The organism is Stygiolobus sp. RP850M (assembly GCF_037389295.1).
GTDB lineage: Archaea > Thermoproteota > Thermoprotei_A > Sulfolobales > Sulfolobaceae > Stygiolobus.
Genome location: NZ_JBBHKU010000055.1, coordinates 15974 through 32500 on the forward strand (window position 1 = coordinate 15974; position 16527 = coordinate 32500).

At 37.9% G+C, this 16527-nt stretch carries 20 protein-coding genes and 1 pseudogene; 4 read left to right on the forward strand and 17 right to left on the reverse strand.

Annotation, left to right across the window (positions count from 1 at the left end):
- Positions 1 to 37: 37 nt before the first annotated feature.
- The 5 genes from sfsA to WIW52_RS06730 all read right to left on the reverse strand — a co-directional run bounded on the left by sfsA (position 38) and on the right by WIW52_RS06730 (position 3459).
- The gene (sfsA, locus tag WIW52_RS06710) at positions 38 to 691 is read right to left on the reverse strand and encodes a DNA/RNA nuclease SfsA (RefSeq protein WP_337709427.1); all 654 of its coding nucleotides are present in this window, start codon (positions 689 to 691) and stop codon (positions 38 to 40) included.
- Positions 692 to 888: 197 nt separating this feature from the next.
- Positions 889 to 1818 carry a hypothetical protein gene (locus WIW52_RS06715; RefSeq protein WP_337709428.1) on the reverse strand — a complete coding sequence of 310 codons (930 nt, stop codon included), beginning with the start codon at positions 1816 to 1818 and terminating at the stop codon, positions 889 to 891.
- A gap of 56 nt (positions 1819 to 1874) precedes the next feature.
- Positions 1875 to 2675: a Gfo/Idh/MocA family protein gene (locus WIW52_RS06720; RefSeq protein WP_337709485.1), complete on the reverse strand. Its 801-nt coding sequence runs from the start codon at positions 2673 to 2675 to the stop codon at positions 1875 to 1877.
- Positions 2676 to 2678: 3 nt separating this feature from the next.
- Positions 2679 to 2852, reverse strand: a complete 174-nt coding sequence (locus tag WIW52_RS06725) for a hypothetical protein (protein WP_337709429.1) — start codon at positions 2850 to 2852, stop codon at positions 2679 to 2681.
- A 61-nt stretch (positions 2853 to 2913) separates the two neighbouring features.
- Positions 2914 to 3459, reverse strand: a complete 546-nt coding sequence (locus tag WIW52_RS06730; protein ID WP_337709430.1) for a hypothetical protein — start codon at positions 3457 to 3459, stop codon at positions 2914 to 2916.
- 257 nt (positions 3460 to 3716) lie between these two features.
- On the opposite strand from WIW52_RS06730, the pseudogene WIW52_RS06735 reads away from it, so the two are divergent.
- Positions 3717 to 4163, forward strand: a pseudogene (locus WIW52_RS06735) (IS607 family transposase); the annotation flags it as partial.
- A gap of 75 nt (positions 4164 to 4238) precedes the next feature.
- Positions 4239 to 5339, forward strand: a complete 1101-nt coding sequence (locus WIW52_RS06740; RefSeq protein WP_337709432.1) for an MFS transporter — start codon at positions 4239 to 4241, stop codon at positions 5337 to 5339.
- Between the two features lie 273 nt (positions 5340 to 5612).
- On the opposite strand, the gene WIW52_RS06745 is transcribed toward WIW52_RS06740, so the two are convergent.
- Positions 5613 to 5753, reverse strand: a complete 141-nt coding sequence (locus WIW52_RS06745) for a hypothetical protein (protein WP_337709434.1) — start codon at positions 5751 to 5753, stop codon at positions 5613 to 5615.
- 38 nt (positions 5754 to 5791) lie between these two features.
- On the opposite strand from WIW52_RS06745, the gene WIW52_RS06750 reads away from it, so the two are divergent.
- Both WIW52_RS06750 and WIW52_RS06755 read left to right on the forward strand, forming a co-directional pair.
- Positions 5792 to 5974, forward strand: coding sequence for a hypothetical protein (locus WIW52_RS06750; RefSeq protein WP_337709489.1), 183 nt, complete (start codon positions 5792 to 5794; stop codon positions 5972 to 5974).
- Between the two features lie 247 nt (positions 5975 to 6221).
- The gene (locus WIW52_RS06755) at positions 6222 to 7799 is read left to right on the forward strand and encodes a hypothetical protein (protein WP_337709436.1); all 1578 of its coding nucleotides are present in this window, start codon (positions 6222 to 6224) and stop codon (positions 7797 to 7799) included.
- Positions 7800 to 8311: 512 nt separating this feature from the next.
- On the opposite strand, the gene WIW52_RS06760 is transcribed toward WIW52_RS06755, so the two are convergent.
- The 11 genes from WIW52_RS06760 to WIW52_RS06810 form a co-directional block, all read right to left on the reverse strand.
- Positions 8312 to 9274 carry a dTDP-glucose 4,6-dehydratase gene (locus tag WIW52_RS06760; protein ID WP_337709438.1) on the reverse strand — a complete coding sequence of 321 codons (963 nt, stop codon included), beginning with the start codon at positions 9272 to 9274 and terminating at the stop codon, positions 8312 to 8314.
- Positions 9271 to 10305, reverse strand: coding sequence for a glucose-1-phosphate thymidylyltransferase (locus WIW52_RS06765; RefSeq protein WP_337709440.1), 1035 nt, complete (start codon positions 10303 to 10305; stop codon positions 9271 to 9273). Before WIW52_RS06765 ends, WIW52_RS06760 begins: the two co-directional genes overlap by 4 nt.
- A gap of 1 nt (position 10306) precedes the next feature.
- Positions 10307 to 11131 carry an SDR family oxidoreductase gene (locus WIW52_RS06770; RefSeq protein ID WP_337709442.1) on the reverse strand — a complete coding sequence of 275 codons (825 nt, stop codon included), beginning with the start codon at positions 11129 to 11131 and terminating at the stop codon, positions 10307 to 10309.
- 191 nt (positions 11132 to 11322) lie between these two features.
- On the reverse strand, positions 11323 to 11853 hold the full coding sequence (rfbC, locus tag WIW52_RS06775; protein ID WP_337709444.1) for a dTDP-4-dehydrorhamnose 3,5-epimerase: 531 nt from the start codon (positions 11851 to 11853) through the stop codon (positions 11323 to 11325).
- Between the two features lie 391 nt (positions 11854 to 12244).
- Positions 12245 to 13249 carry a metallopeptidase TldD-related protein gene (locus WIW52_RS06780; protein ID WP_337709445.1) on the reverse strand — a complete coding sequence of 335 codons (1005 nt, stop codon included), beginning with the start codon at positions 13247 to 13249 and terminating at the stop codon, positions 12245 to 12247.
- Positions 13250 to 13768: 519 nt separating this feature from the next.
- The gene (locus WIW52_RS06785) at positions 13769 to 14023 is read right to left on the reverse strand and encodes a PIN domain-containing protein (RefSeq protein ID WP_337709487.1); all 255 of its coding nucleotides are present in this window, start codon (positions 14021 to 14023) and stop codon (positions 13769 to 13771) included.
- Entirely contained in the window at positions 14011 to 14196 is a 186-nt protein-coding gene (locus WIW52_RS06790; protein WP_337709447.1) for a hypothetical protein, read from the reverse strand. The genes WIW52_RS06785 and WIW52_RS06790 overlap by 13 nt, the downstream gene beginning before the upstream one ends.
- Positions 14165 to 14389 (reverse strand): AbrB/MazE/SpoVT family DNA-binding domain-containing protein, encoded by a 225-nt coding sequence (locus WIW52_RS06795; protein WP_337709448.1) that lies wholly within the window; start codon positions 14387 to 14389, stop codon positions 14165 to 14167. Before WIW52_RS06795 ends, WIW52_RS06790 begins: the two co-directional genes overlap by 32 nt.
- A gap of 129 nt (positions 14390 to 14518) precedes the next feature.
- Complete coding sequence (locus tag WIW52_RS06800) at positions 14519 to 14785, reverse strand: GNAT family N-acetyltransferase (protein ID WP_337709450.1); 267 nt, start codon at positions 14783 to 14785, stop codon at positions 14519 to 14521.
- Between the two features lie 286 nt (positions 14786 to 15071).
- Entirely contained in the window at positions 15072 to 15212 is a 141-nt protein-coding gene (locus tag WIW52_RS06805) for a hypothetical protein (RefSeq protein ID WP_337709452.1), read from the reverse strand.
- A 111-nt stretch (positions 15213 to 15323) separates the two neighbouring features.
- Complete coding sequence (locus WIW52_RS06810; RefSeq protein WP_337709454.1) at positions 15324 to 16448, reverse strand: hypothetical protein; 1125 nt, start codon at positions 16446 to 16448, stop codon at positions 15324 to 15326.
- Positions 16449 to 16527 lie beyond the last annotated feature (79 nt).

The window sequence follows — 16527 nt, forward strand, 5'->3', positions numbered from 1 at the left end:
AATCCTTATTTCTGGTGTTTGTAGTACTAACTATCTCCTAATGGAGAAGGTCTCTACATACTGGGATGTCACCCTTGTAGACGAGGTCTTTACCGTCAAAATGAAAGGTCTTTACCTCGACCTTAACTCCCTTCTTCAACGCTCTTAGAAAAGTTTCAGAAAACTTTTCATCAGTTTCAAAGTTCGGAGAAAAACAAATAGCGTCGCTCCTCATTACCAAGATTAGGATAACGGCATTATGACCTTCCTCCGTTAGCTTTATTAACTCCTCAATGTGTCTTCTACCTCTCTCCGTTGGGGCGTCAGGAAACAATGCAACGCCGTTTTTGACTAAAGTACATCCCTTTACCTCTACAAAAGTATCGTCGTAAGTGAAGTCTAACCTGCTCCCTCCTACCCTAACCTCGCTCTTAACATCAGTAGGGAGGAATTTTCTGGCTACCTCGCTGTGAATACTGGAGTCTGTGATGACCCATTCCTTCCCGCTCCAAGCTGCTGTCACCTGACAGTCTGTCTTCCTATTACCCTTAGCCTCTCTTATAAGGATTCTATTACCCGGGTAAATTAACTCCTTTAACCTACCGGGATCGTGGAGATGACACCTTCTTCCCGAGGCTGTTATCACTGTAAAGCGGTTAGGTCTCTCCTTTACCACTTCCTCCTTTAAAGGCGGAAAAGTGTAAACGATCACTAACGAGTGAATTGTTGTCTCCTTTTAAAGTTTTTATTATATACATCTTCCCGTAGAATTCACGGAGTAAATCATCATGCGTAAGTTTTTAGATAAAAATTTTACAAAAGAGTTTTTCGCTCTAGATTAAAAGTATATAGGAAGGAAATGTGAGTATAACGAGAAAAGTCAATAAGGACTACTTGGAAAAACTTCTCTTATCGTCTCCTAAGATACCTTGAGGAGAGTCCGGTCTTCAGAGTGGTTAAAGAAAAGTTATCCTTAACTAAGTAAAGAAAAGAAAGCAACGAAATCGCCCAAACTATTCCGGAGAGTTCGATACTAATCCCCCTGATCAGGTAAGAAAGGAAAGAAGTCAAAACGGGAAACCACACGTAATCGTAATTATATTTACTCGTCGAGTACACTATGCACGAAAAGAAGAGGGGGGCCATAACGCCTAAGAAGAAGGAGTGCAGAGTGTCCCCCAGAAACAATGCTAATAGAGGGGTTACGAAGACGGAGAAAAGGGTAACAGAGGCACTCAGATTCATTTTATACCTTGTCCTAACGATCATTAGCAAATATATAACTCCCACAAAGTAGTATAAAGGTCGAATAATTACCGAAAGTATTAAGAAGAACAAAAGGGGTAATTGGTCTCTGCCGAAAACCGGTTTAGTCCTCAAAGTAGCCGTGAAAACACCGATATTTACACCTAACGAGTAGGTGAGTAGAGGGAGTATTAACAACCAAAATTGGGGGTATAAAGACCAAGCTATTACAGACAAGAAGGGAGAGGAAAGGACGAGAAGGTTCACCGGGAATTTACCACCGTAAGTCATTACATCTTTTAGTGCCCATATTTCCGTCAGAGTGAGGCTAATTGACGCTAGTACCTGAAAATAGGAGATCGGGATCGACAAAAGAATTAAAGTCAGTATTTGTAGGGCAAAATACTTAGTTGCAGGAAAGAAGAGCCTTTGGATCATGCCGAAAAATAACGAGTAAGCTCCCAAAAGCATGAAATAGGGGTGATCAGAAGGGCTAGCCGTCAGAGAAAAACCTCCTATAGTCCAGTAGATCACGGCGAGGATCATGTAAGGGACGTTTACTCCCCAAGGCTTAATTTCCTTAATATTACCCACAAATAATGGAGTTACGACATGGTAATAAAAGTTGATCGAGAGGACAAGGACGGTAACTATTTCTTTATTTCTCCGCAACTTCTATGTATGTTCCTCACAGCCCTTAAGTCTCTTAACGCTATCATGGGATCCATCGGTACTTCACTATCTCTTTCAACCGTGTTAATAAAACCCCTCATCTCCTCCTTAACCGCGTTTACTTTCTCGGTCGAGATAACTTGGATGTCACCGTTCTTCCACTCCACGATTAAATCACCGTAAGGTTTGATCCTAACCCTGCTTCTGTAATCCTCTTTAATAGTTCCGTTTTTGCCATATATCTCGAAGTGGGGGAATTCGCACCTCGACTGCGAAGCCCAAGAGTAGACTAAGTTCCCCACAGCCCCGTTCTTAAATTTAAACACGGCAACCGTAGTATCTTCTCCCTCAAGTCCAGAAAATGTTGAATTACACAATGCATTAACACTCGTGTAGTCTCCCCCTAGGTTCAACAACGTGTCTACGAAATGTATACCTCCGTCAATCAGTGCTCCACCTCCCATCAAATCCTTTACTCTCCTCCACCCCTGAGGCGAATTAAACCTCGTGTTCCTCAACAAGATTAGCGAAATACCTCCCATCATTTCCATTAGCTCCTTTGCCTTCCAGACTGACGGATCAAAGTAGTGGTTCTCTAGCACCATGAACTTTACCCCAGTTGTCTTTGCTGTCTCAATTAACCTTATCGCCTCTTCCTCATTCCTGGCGATAGGTTTCTCTAACATAACATTCTTCTTACTCCTCGTAGCTGAGACTCCCATAGGTTCGTGAGCGTCATGACTTACAACTAAGTCTACAATGTCTACATTGGAGTTCAGGACTTATTCGTAGCTTGTGAAATAGCCTTCAGCGTCGAGCTCCTTGTGACACTCTTTTGCATACTTCTCAGTCCTGCTGAAAACGTACACTTCAAGTTCACGGTCTCTTCTCAACTCAGATAGAGCGTTTAAGTGGACTCTGCCGAAACCTCTACACCCGACTACGGCTATTTTCATAGATAAGTATTCAACAACGTCTTATTTAGCCTTAGCCGAAAAGGGAGTGAACATATTTAGTTCAATGTTTCAGGATGAGAGCCGTTCCCACAAACATTAATATTAAGGATGTGTAAAATAACGGCTTCCACTTAGTAACGGTTTTAGGAGCCCTCAAACTCAACGTATATTTGCTTATTACTTCAGAAATCCACTTCTTGTTCCCTGCATCGTAAATGTGGATCTTAGGGTATATTTCTTTATAAATATCGAAGACTTCGTATAGAGAGGGTAGGGTAGAGTGATGTAGATGTTCGAGGAAATCCCTACTTATCTCAAAGTGGGCATCAATAAATCCGTCGGAAAAAATTCTAACATGAAGCTCCCAAATCTTCAAGAGCTTTTTCGACAAGGAGTATTTCTCGCCCTTGTGAAAAGTGAGCCTTAAATCCTTAAACCCGTGATTTCTCAGAACTTCTGCCACACTATCGATGAGATAAGGAGGAACAAAAAGTCTCAAATTACCCTCCTTTTGGACGTATTTCCTCGGCAATACCGACTTTTTTCTATCGTGGTACGTTACTTCTGCGGGGAGTGAAGTAATGAGTGTTCCGTGATTTGCTTCCACGAGATATTTTTCTCTTTCGGTGTATTAAAATGTTTAATCTGAGAACCCCGTGTTAACTTCGCTTAATTATATTTTATTTAGTATGATCTCGTTAGCAAGCATATCATAGCGGAATCGTCACTTTATGAGTCTCTAAAGGTCTCTAGAAGAGAGATGATTCTACATTCATATGCAGAACCAGCTGCTCAAGGTCATTAACTTATTTCATATTAACGGAATTGTCGAATAGGGGTGAATCTTTTCTCACGTTAACAGAGATCTTTTTATATTTATTATCAACTAATTCTGCGGAGAGACTACTGAGACCCAAGGAGGCTTGCCAACTGCTCAGCATTTCATACTCAACTCTCCTACGGTGGATTAGAGAAGGGAAGATAAGGGCGGTAACAACTGAAGGAGGGAAGTATAGGATACCTTACAGTGAGATAAAGAAGTACTTAGAAAGCAGGGAAGAGACGAAGGCTGTAATTTATGCAAGGGTGTCCTCAGCTAACCAGAGAGAGGATTTGGAAAGGTAAATAGACTACCTAACAAATTACGCAACAGCAAAAGGTTACAAGGTAGTTGAAGTACTGAAAGATATAGCTACCGGGTTATACACACAAAGAAAAGGATTGCTCAAACTATTCAAACTGGTTGAGGGAAGGAGTGTAGACGTCGTATTAATAACATACAAAGACAGACTAACGCGTTTTGGATTTGAATAGCTTGAGGAGTTCTTCTCGACCGTGGGAGTTAAGATTAAAATAGTTTTCGGAATATTTAATTGACAGTAAAAGATGGATGTAAAAGCCAAAAATTATATTGCAATATCTACGTTACTTTATTTCATTACTCAGTATTTAGGTCCTTACTATCCGATTTATTTAATAGATCAAGGTATTTCTTTGTACACACTTTCAACTTTCAGATCAATACAATTGATTAGTAATACTTTTTCAAGATTGCTTATAGGATTTATATCATACAAACATAATAAACTTTTATTAATTAGTTTGGGTATTTTACTTAATGCATTAGGTTTTTCGCTATTACTTGTTTATCCTTCTCTATTTTCATTCATTCTAATCGGAACCGGTGACGCATTGATTTCCATATACCTATTTGTATATATAGGTGAAGCTGAAATAAAAGAAAGAGATAAAGCATTCCACCTAAGTAGAGTTTTCAGTTCTATTGCTGGAGTTCTGGCAGGAATGGTTGGATCATTTGTTTCATCGCCATTAACAATAATAATGTCAGCTTCTATTGTGCTGTATTTAACTTCACTAACTCTAACTTTATATTCTAGAAATCAAGAAGAAATAATTAATACTTATAATACCATTAATATATTAAATATTGAAAAATTAAAACAAAATGTATTTTCAATTTTTTCTCGAAATGTTATCTTATACATTTTTATAAATATACTAATTTATTTTTCCTTTAATTATTTTATATATACTTGGCCGATATTTATGAAGAATTTGGGATTTCATGAAAAGGATTTAGGTTTATTTCTCTCTATTATGATTATAATATTAAATTTGGGTACTTTGTTCTCTTATAAAATTAATCTAGATACTAAAAATAAATTGTATATAGCTTTTTCCATACTCGCAATATCCTTTATCCTTATTGTTAATGGTATTTTCATAGGAGTCTTACTTTTTGAATTTGCATGGGGAATTATATCGCCAAATTTGAACTTATTAGCATCAATTATAATTCGAAGTGATTATAGGCTACCCATATTGTCTATTTCATCATTCATATATAATTCAGCTATTTCACTACTACTTTTATTATTGGGCTCCTCTAATAGCCTTATCTTACCTTATTTCATATCCTTTATTTTTTCTTTAGTTTCAATAGTTTGTCTTATTTTTATAAAATAAAAGCTAGTATTAATTAGTGCTCACTATAGTATTGTCTTCATTACTGTAATTATACTTTACTATTTAGATTTCGTAAATATTTGATATTAATACTCAGATCTTAAGCTTCATGGAGTCACAGAGTATTGTCGTGTCGATACCTCTTTTTAATTTATTATTGTCTGGAATAATAACATTCATAAGTTAGCGTTAAGGAAGGTAATAGTTGCTTTTTAATAGGAGCTATGATGTTATTCAGAAACTTTTTGGAATCCTTAGGCTAAAGAGTTATGATTAACTATTAGTATTTAAAATTTTTATTAATTTTAAAATATTATTCCTTAAAATATCTTCGTTAGATTCAAAACGCTGAGCTGCATCCTTTGCGTTTATTAATAAATCATGACCTTTATATTGGGGTGAATCCTTTTTCACGTTGATAGAAATTTTTATCTGTTTATAAAGAATTTTCGTTGCTATATGATGATCTCTCACGGCGATGTGGGCAAAAGTATGGGAGTGATTACAGAGATGTGAGCCCCGTGCCGTTGGGCTCTAAGGAGTCCCATGACCCACCTACAGTAAGTAGGTGGTTGAGGGCTAAGTCCCCATACTCAATCATGAATAATCATAAAATGATTGAAATGAAAGTGTAGGGGGACAAACGGGAGCTAAGTTAGTAAGTATTTCTCTGAACTCCCAGCTCCTTTCTCGCTAACTAGAGAATGTGATTGTCGACGTAATTAAGATTTAATTATAGTAGCAATACATTATAACTTTCTATATAAAGACTCAGTTTAGTCAGTTCTTTCTTACTTTCCTCTATCTTACTAAACGTATTGTATTACTGGTTTTCTATTTACTACGAGAAAATTTTTAGCTGGGAGCTCCAAGTATCGTTTAATGAACGGAAAGAAAAAATTCGTCTCGTCTCTTTTACTCGTCCTATTTTTAATTCCGATATTCTCACTAGTTCCTACAGCACAGACCCCTAAACACATAGTTATGTACCAACAGTACTTGTCAAGGCTAATAACAACACGTTCAGGGATAACCTACGATTACTCTTATACTGTATATAACACGACTAATGAACAACAGTCTATAATTTCTTATACCTTTTTCCACTACGTTGTGGAGACCGGCAACCTACAAGCCTATACCGGAAATATAGTGGTGAAGGTCTCACCGTTTTCCGTTACTGTTACCTCCCAAATACCGCAATTAGCAAGAGTCCTCTTAATTGAGCCTAACGTAATAAAAGAAGTGGTGTGGGCGGGCTTTCTTAATACTACTGGCACTATCTCTGGTTTAGCCTATTTCAACTCAAGTGCAGAACTGATTCTACAGTTCCTTAACGGTAGCAGTTTTGCCAACGTGACTTTAACGATCTCCCATAAGAACTCACATTATATTTTGAGCGAGAGTTTACCATTAGTGAAAGTGACTTTGCAGAAACCAAGTGAAGCTTCGTTCACACTAACTGTGAGTTCGGCTACCCCAGAGAGGTATCAAAAATTCAAGTTTGAGTCTCAGGGAGTACAAGCTGAGGCACCATATAACGTAACAGTAGCATACTATAATGGCACTTATGTTCCCGCGATGATCTGGGAGGGAGAGGGTCAGGGTTCTGTCTCATCGCCATGCTTACAAGCTGAAAGAAATGTGGAATTCAGTTCATTAGATTTATTCGGCATTAATTGTAGCATAGTAGTAGCGTATGTAGAGAGCGGAAATGTGGAATTCAGTGCAATAGAATTCTTCGGCATTAACGGTAGCATAGTAGCGTATGTAGAGAACGCGTTCAGCTCAAGCTACTTATCCCATCAGGGTTTCATCTTTAATGTGACGCTTAACCAAGTTGAGTCCCACATAAGGGTAGTAATAAATGAAGGGGTGCCTTATGCCGAGGCAAAGACGATGAGTATGGTTAACATTAACGGTAATATAGCCGTGGTGGGTATAACTAACAACGGAGTGGAAAGTACTGCTAATGTAAACTTCTATCACCCTGTGTACATTGTTTACCCTGCATCACTGGTTTACGTAAACGTTAGCGACTCAGGAGAGTACGTGATTATATATCCCAACAGCTCTTACGTATCTGTAAGTGTCGTAACTCCTCAATCTGTCAGTGTAAGTAATGTGACGATCGGAGGTAAGTCCTATACAGCCCAAGTAGTCAATGTCAGCGGGAGTGGATACATAATGTTTAACGTTAGTTTGTTACACAACGAGAGTTTTGCAGTATTCAAGCAGAGTGCAAACGGTATTGTTCAGCTTAATCCTAAAGACTACTTCGTTTATCAGGGTAAAGTAGTGGTCGTAGACGATCCATCTACGACATATTATGTAGTTTACGGTTATACTAACGCAAGTTCGGGCATAATATCGAGTCATATAATTACACTTATAATTGTGGGAATTATAGTCGTGTTAGTGGTAGTAGGAGCAGTTCTATTACTGTTGAAGAGGAAATGAAGTAAAGACATTTTCTTAAGTATTCTATAGTTCTATTTGCCATTGTTAGGCATTAATATATTAAAATTTTTAAATCTAGTTTATTCAGCTTATATTTTACCTAGACATAAACGATATTAGGCCTAAAGGTAAAGATTTTTAATTCTAGAAAATGAAACAGAATTTACAAATGATTTATTAAGTAATAATGGTATTTTACAGCCATGAAAGGCTATTATATGTATCCAGACATAAGGGGTAACCTATTATCCTTCACTTCAGATGATGATATATGGGTTCTAGATTTAATCGACAATAGAATAAGATGAAGATTCTTAATCATTAAAATGTTATATTAAATGATATTTGAGGAATTGCAGAAGTGGAAGAAAGTATTGTAGAAGTCTAAATATGACATCAAGATAGACTTAGAGATAATCAGGGAGGTTGTCAAGAAGGCTAAAAACTAATATAAGATTTACAGTGTGGTAGGTGCTATCTAAAACTCTACTTCCCTTAAACTACCTAAATGTTTACTTACCCTTTACTGCTAACCACGGCTCATCTTCTACGAAGAACTTATCCGTAATTAACGGCTCCCACCACCATCTGTTATTTAAATACCACTCGTAAGTTTTTCTCAGTCCTTCTTTGAAGGGTGTTACTTCATACTTCATCCTTGTTATCATACAATACCTTCTGTCGTGACCAGGTCTATCTGAGACGAATTTTATTCTAACCTCTTTGCCACTCACTTCCTCCAACATCTTCAGTATCTCGAGCACGTTATATCTCTGTCCACCCGGGATGTTATAAGCTTCTCCTTTCCACTCCGCTTTTCTCATCACGTCGAAAACTATCCTAGCAGTGTCCTCTACGAATATCCAGTCCCTTTCAGCTTTGCCATCACCGTACACCGGCACATGCATCCCTAGCAGTGTCCTGATTATAGCCTTAGGTATTAACTTTTCAGGGAACTGCCTAGGACCATAGTTATTAGACGGTCTCACTAAAATCGCGTTAATGCCGTAAGTTCTTACGTAAGCCTTTACGAATAGGTCAGCTGATGCTTTAGAGGCACTATAAGGCGATGATGGCCTTAAAGGTGAGTTCTCATCTCCGCACTCCTCGCCGTAGACTTCGTCTGTTGAAATGTGGATGTATTTAAAACCGAACTTCCTTGAAGCCTCAAGTAGGTTTACGGCACCAAGCACGTTAGTGGTTATGAAATCTTGGGGTTTGTAAATCGATCTATCTACATGAGTCTCAGCTGCGAAATTTATCACTACATCAGGAGAATAGTCTTTAATTATATCGTGTATTTGCTCGTTCCTTACGTCAGCTTGGATAAAATCGTGGTCTGTCTCTTTAAGGTTTTCCTTTCTCCCAGCGTAGGTTAATAGGTCGACTACAAGGGGTCTTATCCCCCTCTTGTTTAACTCCCTCACGAAAGCAGAACCTATGAATCCCGCTCCCCCAACTACGATGATTTTCATAGTATCACCGAAGAGTTCTCGCCTATAATTAATTTTTGCCACCTTCCACCCTTTTCAACAGTAGCGTTATTTCCTATTAAAGAGTCCATTAGTGTCACTCCCCTTATCTTAACGCGGTCAAGGATTACACTGTACTCTATCTCACTGTCTGTTATTTCGCTCTGCTCGCCAACAGAAGTGAAAGGTCCTACATAGGAGTTGACAATTTTCGTGTCCCTTCCTATGTAAGTTGGCCCTCTTACCACAGAGTTCTTTATTACAGCTCCTTTCTCGATTATTACTCTGCCGTCAATTGTAGAGTTCTCTATTACACCTTCAACCTTCCTTTCAGCATATCTATCTAACAAGAATGCGTTGGCCTCTAAGATATCCCTTGGAGTTCCCGTGTCCTTCCACCAACCCTGAACTATTTCGTAATCCACTTCCCTACCTCTGTCTATTAGTCCTTGTAATGCATCTGTTATCTCAAGTTCGCCTCTCCAGCTTGGTTTTAACGATTCAATAACATCAAAGATCTCCCTCGTGAACCCGTAAACACCTACTAAGGCTAAGTCAGAAATCGGTTCTTTAGGCTTCTCGACTAGTTTTATGATCCTCCCGTCCTTTATCACGGCTACTCCAAACCTGTTAGGGTTATCAACCTTAGCGAGTAGGATTGAAGCCGAGCCTTTAAAAGAGGAGAACTTACTCAGATCGTAAGGAACTACGTTGTCCCCTAAGTAAACTAAGAACCTATCCGACACTACGTCCTTCACTTTATAAACAGCATCAGCTAGTCCTCTAGCTTTACCTTGGTAAACGTAAGTTATCCTCACTCCGAACCTACTACCGTCTCCGTAATAGTCTACAACACGTGTGGGCGTGTTATCACCTAAGATAATTATTACGTCCTTTATCCCAGCGTCTCTGATCTGTTCTAAAACCCACTGTGAAACCGGTTTCCCTGCTACTTTTATCAACTGCTTCGGACCGGTGTGGGTTAACGGTCTAAGTCTTGTCCCTTGTCCTCCGTGTAGAATTACTGCCTCCATTTCATACCACCATACCGTTTAGGTCTAAACTGTAAAAATCAACGGATAAGAACTTCCTAGCCCTTGAGGAGTCTAAAGAGGAGTCGAAGGGTCTCTTAGCTGCCCACCCTTTAACCTCATCTACTTCCCTCACTTCTCCTGCCAAATTGAACTTTTCTTTAATCTTTAATGCTAACTCATAACGTGATATCCTCTCGCTTGCAACATTTAGTAAACCGGTTTTTCTAAGGGTTAACAACTCTTCTATAGCTGAAGCGAGTTTCCTCGCGGAAATAGGCGAGTAATAACCTTTATATGCGAAGATTGTCTTTCCCTCTTTCAATGTCTTATACACGTAGACTGGAAATCCCTTATGCCTGAACACTCCAGAAGTCCTTATAACAAGGCTGTCGTCATATGATAAAGCAAAGGTCTCTCCTAATAGCTTGGTGAGTCCATAGTAGTTTATCGGGTTGGGTAAGTCCTCTTCTTTGTAGTTGCCCTTTATTCCGTCAAAAATATAGTCCGTACTGATGTGAATAAAGTAAGCATCTATTACCCTACTTGCCCTCACCATGTGCCTTACTGCTTCAGCGTTTATTTTATACGCCTTCTCTCTTTCTGTTTCGCACTTGTCTACGTCAGTCATAGCTGCAGTGTTTATTATAACTTCGGGTCTGGTCTTGATTATAAAATCTTCCAGATGTGTAAAATCGGTTATATCCATCTTATAACCGTCAGGGATTTCCGATGAGTTGTACAACTTGATGACTTGGTGTTTTTTAGAAAGTAATTTATCTATTTCAACGCCTAACTGACCTGAGGCTCCTATTAGTAATACCCGCATTGTACTTATTATTCAATAGAAATTATAAATCTTTTTTCACAACTGATGAAATAGAAAAAATGATCTTGTAGAATAATTAATAAAGTGCTAAATAAAATTGATTATAAGGAAAATTAATTAAACTGTGAAAATGATAGGAGACCCTTATGTATCTTTTTATTTATAATAAATTAACAAGAACACTGGAGAGTTTAAGAGAACACTTCAGCCTTATCAAGAGGAGGACATTGTCTGTCCTTATCACTTATTACAATCTCTTTTATTGCCCAGTCAATATACGAAAAGTTAATGCATCTCTCATGTTGAGGTGAATATTCGTTATGAGTAACGAAGTAAACAACTAGAGAGTCCTCGAGCGCCTGAAAACCGTGGGCAAACCCCGGAGGAATCCATAGCATGTAGTGGTTTGACTCGCTTAATTCTGCACTTATATACTTTCCAAAAGTTGAGGAAGACCTTCTGATATCAACTGCGACATCCAATATTTTCCCTTTAGGGACGAACACAATTTTTCCTTGTTCCTTTGGTGTTATCTGATAATGTAAACCCCTCACTACTCCTCTGACTGAGAAGGACATGTTAACCTGGAGGGGTATCGGAATGTTATGTTTACTGAAATCTGTAGACTTAAACACTTCAAGGAAGAACCCTCTTTTGTCAGGAAAGACCTTTGGCTTTATTAAGAGTACTCCCATATCAAGGTCTTCAAAATCAAAAGGCATGATAGGAAATTAACTTTCGTATATATAAAAGGATTTTTTTAATAAAGTAGCCACATATAACTCATTTTCTAAGTCTCTTCTTTGCAATTTTCAATGCTACTCCAAACTTAATCAATTATACCGTGTAAAGTCCATAAACCCGTTACGTTCGCCTTAGGTTGAACTCTCAGGTACTGATGTAGCTTTAATGCCTACTCTAATGAGTAAAGGATAACATTTAAAAAGGAAGGAAAAAGAATTGATGTAACTACAGCCAAGTCAACGTAGATTAGTAGAAGCTACACAAGTAGGATTAGAGAGATTCTAAACTAACGTAGTGTATTTTGATTGAATATACCAGTTTAATTAAATATACCAGTGTCACTCATTTATAGTTTTGTGGCATTATCATTTAATATATTATTGGTCTGACCTTCATCCTCAGATAAGGGGCTATACCTCCGTGCTGGTCATCAATATAACCGCTCCTAACTTCTTTAGTCAACGCATCAATAGTGTCGAGCTCTTGTAAAGGGATAGCTATCTCTCTGACCAGTATATCCCCTTTTCCTATCAGCGTTACTCTTCTTGGAAAGATCCTTATACTGTTCTTTACTAACTCACTCCTTTCAACGCCGGTTATAATCAATCCCTCTCTCGTCTCCTCCCTTAACTCCTCTAAACTCCAGTCCCCGTTCTTAACGACTAGGTTGAAGTAATCTGGCTTAGGGATCACCCCTCGGCCGTTACCCGGCTGACCTCTACTTAGTGTTCCTAAATAACTCAATACGTAACCGTCTCCAATGACCTCTTTTCTCCTAGTCCTCACCCCCTCGTCATCAAATGTAGAAAAACCGACGAGCTCTTGGTTCAACGGGTCGTCTATTAAAGTCACACTCTGTGAAAACCTCTCTTCTAGCTTTAACGTAGGTCTGTCAGCCCTCAACATAGATATAACGTGATGAAAAAGATGAAGTGTTACCTCGGGGTCTAAAATACCATAAGTCCGCTCTAAGCTAAACACCCTTGACTGTGCCGTCTCCTTAACCGTGCCCCTTAGGTAGTCTATTACTGTGGGGATATCAGAGGGGTCTCCAGCATAGGAGAACTTAACACCTTTGTATTCCACGATGTTAACGACTTTTTCTTCTACGCATTGGTCAACTACACGAGTGAGTAACTTAGAAATAGCATAACCTTCCGTAATTCTGATCCCCTCGGCTTTGGAAAACTGATCTACTGCTGAAGACCTATACGAAGTACATGGTTCGTGTTCTGGGACTTTGTCCTCATCTACCTTAGTTAAAGTCCATCCATGCCTCGTGAAATAACGAGTCGCGGTTACTTCTCTGTACTCCTTAAAGTTACCGTGAGGAGTTATGTGATAAATGACCTCCTTCACGGTAAAAGTCTGCACGGTATATTATTTGTGTCGGAAAACTTAAGCTTACCGTGGTGTAATGGTCACTAGAGATTCTCATGACGTTAAATAATGAGAGTTTTTTCGCACCTTAAAATTAAACCTTTTTACCAAATGTGAAGTATTTATGAGAAAAGGTTCATAATTAATACGTGGAGGTAATACACTGTGTTTGAGGAAAATTAAGGGAGATTTATGGGGCCGAAAACTTCGCTAAAGAAGCACCGTCTTCTATCAAGGAGAATAATAATTCAGGTTAATTAATCACTTTGTAGTGTACACCAAGAAGATGAAGAACTTCATTGAACACTCTAGGGATGTTTTTAAAAAGTTTTCAAGCATCCCTCAAACTGCAAAGATTTTCCCAATAAATGCTATACAGGGTTCAGTATTATAATGTAAAACTTTTGTAGTTGAGTTGAAATACGTTCTCATACTTTAGCTTACCTTATCACATCAACGGAGATTAGAAATAATTAAAAATGATGAATAATTACATAAAAATGTTATAGATATTCACAAAATCTTCACATTTAATTTCTTAAAATGTTTTTCATCAAAAGTGTAAATCTCGTTAATACCGTTATTCATCATTATAACATAAGCCAGAGCGTCATTAATGCTAACGTTTTCCTCATCGGCTATTTTAACAGCTTCGGTATAATCTTGTACTGTGACTTGTTTTATGACAATATTCTCATTGTTAATTATGTTTTCAATAACCTTAATTGAGGTTGTGAGGTTAGATAAACTCTCAATTACGTTAGCAATTTAGAGATGTGGACTACAGTAGTTAGAACTTTTTCCTCCCCGTTATCAATTTTTGCCAGTATTTCCTTCGCTTTCTCTTTCATTTTCTTAATCTTTTCATTAACTGAACGTTTTGGTTTCAGTATTGCATAAATGAACACGTTAGAGTCTATAAACTTTACGTTTAAGCTCATGCCAATCACTTGGTAATTCTTCAACATCTATGCTATCAATAAGTTTTGTTAAGTTTGAAGCACGGGGGTAAAGCTCAATCCTATCGTCTTTTAGAACTAGGATGAACTCATCGGTGTTAAACTTGTCTCTCCATTCTTTTGGTATAACTATCCTTCCTTGGCTGTCAACTCTCTTTATTACCACTTTCTCCATCTTTTACCAAAAGATAATCGAATTACCAATAATTAAGCTTAACTATCTAAATATTTAATCCCCTTCTTTCTAACTCTTCTTTGGCTCTTTTTAGTACATAATGCTCGTTCCCTACACAAAATAATAAGTTTACATAAATCCTTTTCTCAAGGAGTACATGAACTCGTCAATTTTACCTAGTTTAGTGGAGTTTAATTTCTCTAAAAGCTTCTGTGACCTTATGTTCCTCTCATCAACCCAAACGGTTATTATTTTTAACTTCACGTTATCTAAAGCGTGTGAGAATGGTGCGTAAATTAATCCTTTCCCTCTGAACTCCTTAGATACTGAATAAGCCAATTCGCTAACATGATTTTGTCTAGCAATGCCAAAATATTTGCCTCTTATAACTTGCAATGATCTAACAACCTTATTCCCTTCAAGGGCTAAAAACATGGGATTATCTTACCACTTTATTTTCTTTGCATCTTCTAACTTAACTTCTTGATACAATATTGTGGTATAATTTTCTGGGTTGTCCTTAAGCTCTTGTAAATACTCATAAAATTTCTCAGCTAATTTTCTTTACTTTTCAACAATTATCTATAAACTTGTACATAGATTTATTCAATCATTTGCGCTTAGGACACTCTCTTAAGGGGATTAGAGGTAATTAAAGATAGAGAGTAGTTACGTAAAAGATTTACAGTCTTAGGGACAAAACAACGTCAGTTTTTGTACCAGATGTTATATTAATAGCTTTTCCTCTAGCTTCTGGAGATACTGGAGATTCGATTAGACTCATTATCATTCTCCCTAGCATGCTAAATTTCTTACTACTCATCCTAACACCCCTTCTAGCAAACTATTTACTCTTTGGCTTAACTAACTCATGTAATACTCTTATTACAAAAGGTTGAAAAGCCTCGTCCCTTCATGGCTGGAAGGAACCCAGCTAAGCAAAACGTAAGAGAATTGCAATAGCTGGGACTATTATTACCGCATAAAGTATGGTGCCGTCGAGGAACCCGAATTTAAGTACCGTTAAGTAGTATGTCAGAACCCCTACTAAGTCTAGCCATAAACCGTCGGCAAGACCTACTCCGCCAATTATCCCTGTCCCTGCTTCACCGCCGTAATACCTTGTTATCTTATTAAGCTCTTTTCCCCTAAAATAGTCCGTTACAGTGCTACTTATCACAGTAGGTAAGAAGATTATAGGGATCGTTGACAACGTGAGGGGCGAAATGTAATCACTGTGCTTAAATGCTACAGTTACAATCCGTGTTACAAACCACAAAGCTAGAACTAATATGGGAAAGAATAACGATAAAGAAATAGAAGATACTACTCCTAATGGAGTAACCTCACCCGTGAAGCGATTGACCATGAGTGCTGGCTTCATAGATACCCAGAAGATAAGGAGAGAACTCCCGAAAACAAGTAAGAGAGTAAGAGGAGTTACGTGATATATTGAGTCGCCAGAATAATAAAAGGCTATAATGAATAAAGGTATTAATGAAAGATTTATCATGGTCTGCCTAGTCCCCACAGCTATGAAAGACAGTAAAAGCCCAGCTAGTGCGCCATAAATAAAGGTATTAATAATTATCCCAGTATAAAGGGAGAGTAAAAACAGTGAAGCGAACATTACTGTACCAGCCCATAATTGATGAGTAGGTAAAGACCCAGTAAAAGCCTTATTCTTGATCCTTACTGCGGACATTGTTAGCGATGGCGGGATAGAGTATAATAAAGCGGACGTTACACCGGTAAATATACCTAGATGAAAAGGGAAATAGAGGGAAACACTAAAAAAGTAGTAGTTAAGGAATATAGACCAGAACCAGATGATGTAGTATTTTCCAAGTTCGTTCCCCCTAAAGAGCTTATAAGTCAGTAAGGACAGAACGAAAGAATAGACCACAAGATTTACGATTACGTCTATCACCTCACGATAAGGTAGGTTATGTATATACGGCAATGTTATGTAAAAAGTTGTTGAATAATGTATTGTTAGGAACGAGAGGACAGAGACTATGAAAAGCTTTAATTCATGAGAGTAAAACTTAACAGCCACGTGTTTTTCTTGATTTCTTTTTATTAAGCTTTTTCTTATGTGAAGTCATAATCACCATGAAGTTTTACGTAAATTTAAC

Excerpts from the sequence above, each read along its gene's own strand:
- WIW52_RS06725 (WP_337709429.1), bottom strand. The coding sequence starts at position 2,852 with ATGAAAATAGCCGTAGTCGGGTGTAGAGGTTTCGGCAGAGTCCACTTA.
- WIW52_RS06770 (WP_337709442.1), bottom strand. The coding sequence starts at position 11,131 with ATGCGGGTATTACTAATAGGAGCCTCAGGTCAGTTAGGCGTTGAAATA.
- WIW52_RS06765 (WP_337709440.1), bottom strand. The coding sequence starts at position 10,305 with ATGGAGGCAGTAATTCTACACGGAGGACAAGGGACAAGACTTAGACCG.
- WIW52_RS06740 (WP_337709432.1), top strand. The coding sequence starts at position 4,239 with ATGGATGTAAAAGCCAAAAATTATATTGCAATATCTACGTTACTTTAT.
- WIW52_RS06805 (WP_337709452.1), bottom strand. The coding sequence starts at position 15,212 with ATGAGTAGTAAGAAATTTAGCATGCTAGGGAGAATGATAATGAGTCTA.
- rfbC (WP_337709444.1), bottom strand. The coding sequence starts at position 11,853 with ATGCCTTTTGATTTTGAAGACCTTGATATGGGAGTACTCTTAATAAAG.
- WIW52_RS06795 (WP_337709448.1), bottom strand. The coding sequence starts at position 14,389 with ATGGAGAAAGTGGTAATAAAGAGAGTTGACAGCCAAGGAAGGATAGTT.
- WIW52_RS06790 (WP_337709447.1), bottom strand. The coding sequence starts at position 14,196 with ATGAGCTTAAACGTAAAGTTTATAGACTCTAACGTGTTCATTTATGCA.
- WIW52_RS06755 (WP_337709436.1), top strand. The coding sequence starts at position 6,222 with ATGAACGGAAAGAAAAAATTCGTCTCGTCTCTTTTACTCGTCCTATTT.
- WIW52_RS06760 (WP_337709438.1), bottom strand. The coding sequence starts at position 9,274 with ATGAAAATCATCGTAGTTGGGGGAGCGGGATTCATAGGTTCTGCTTTC.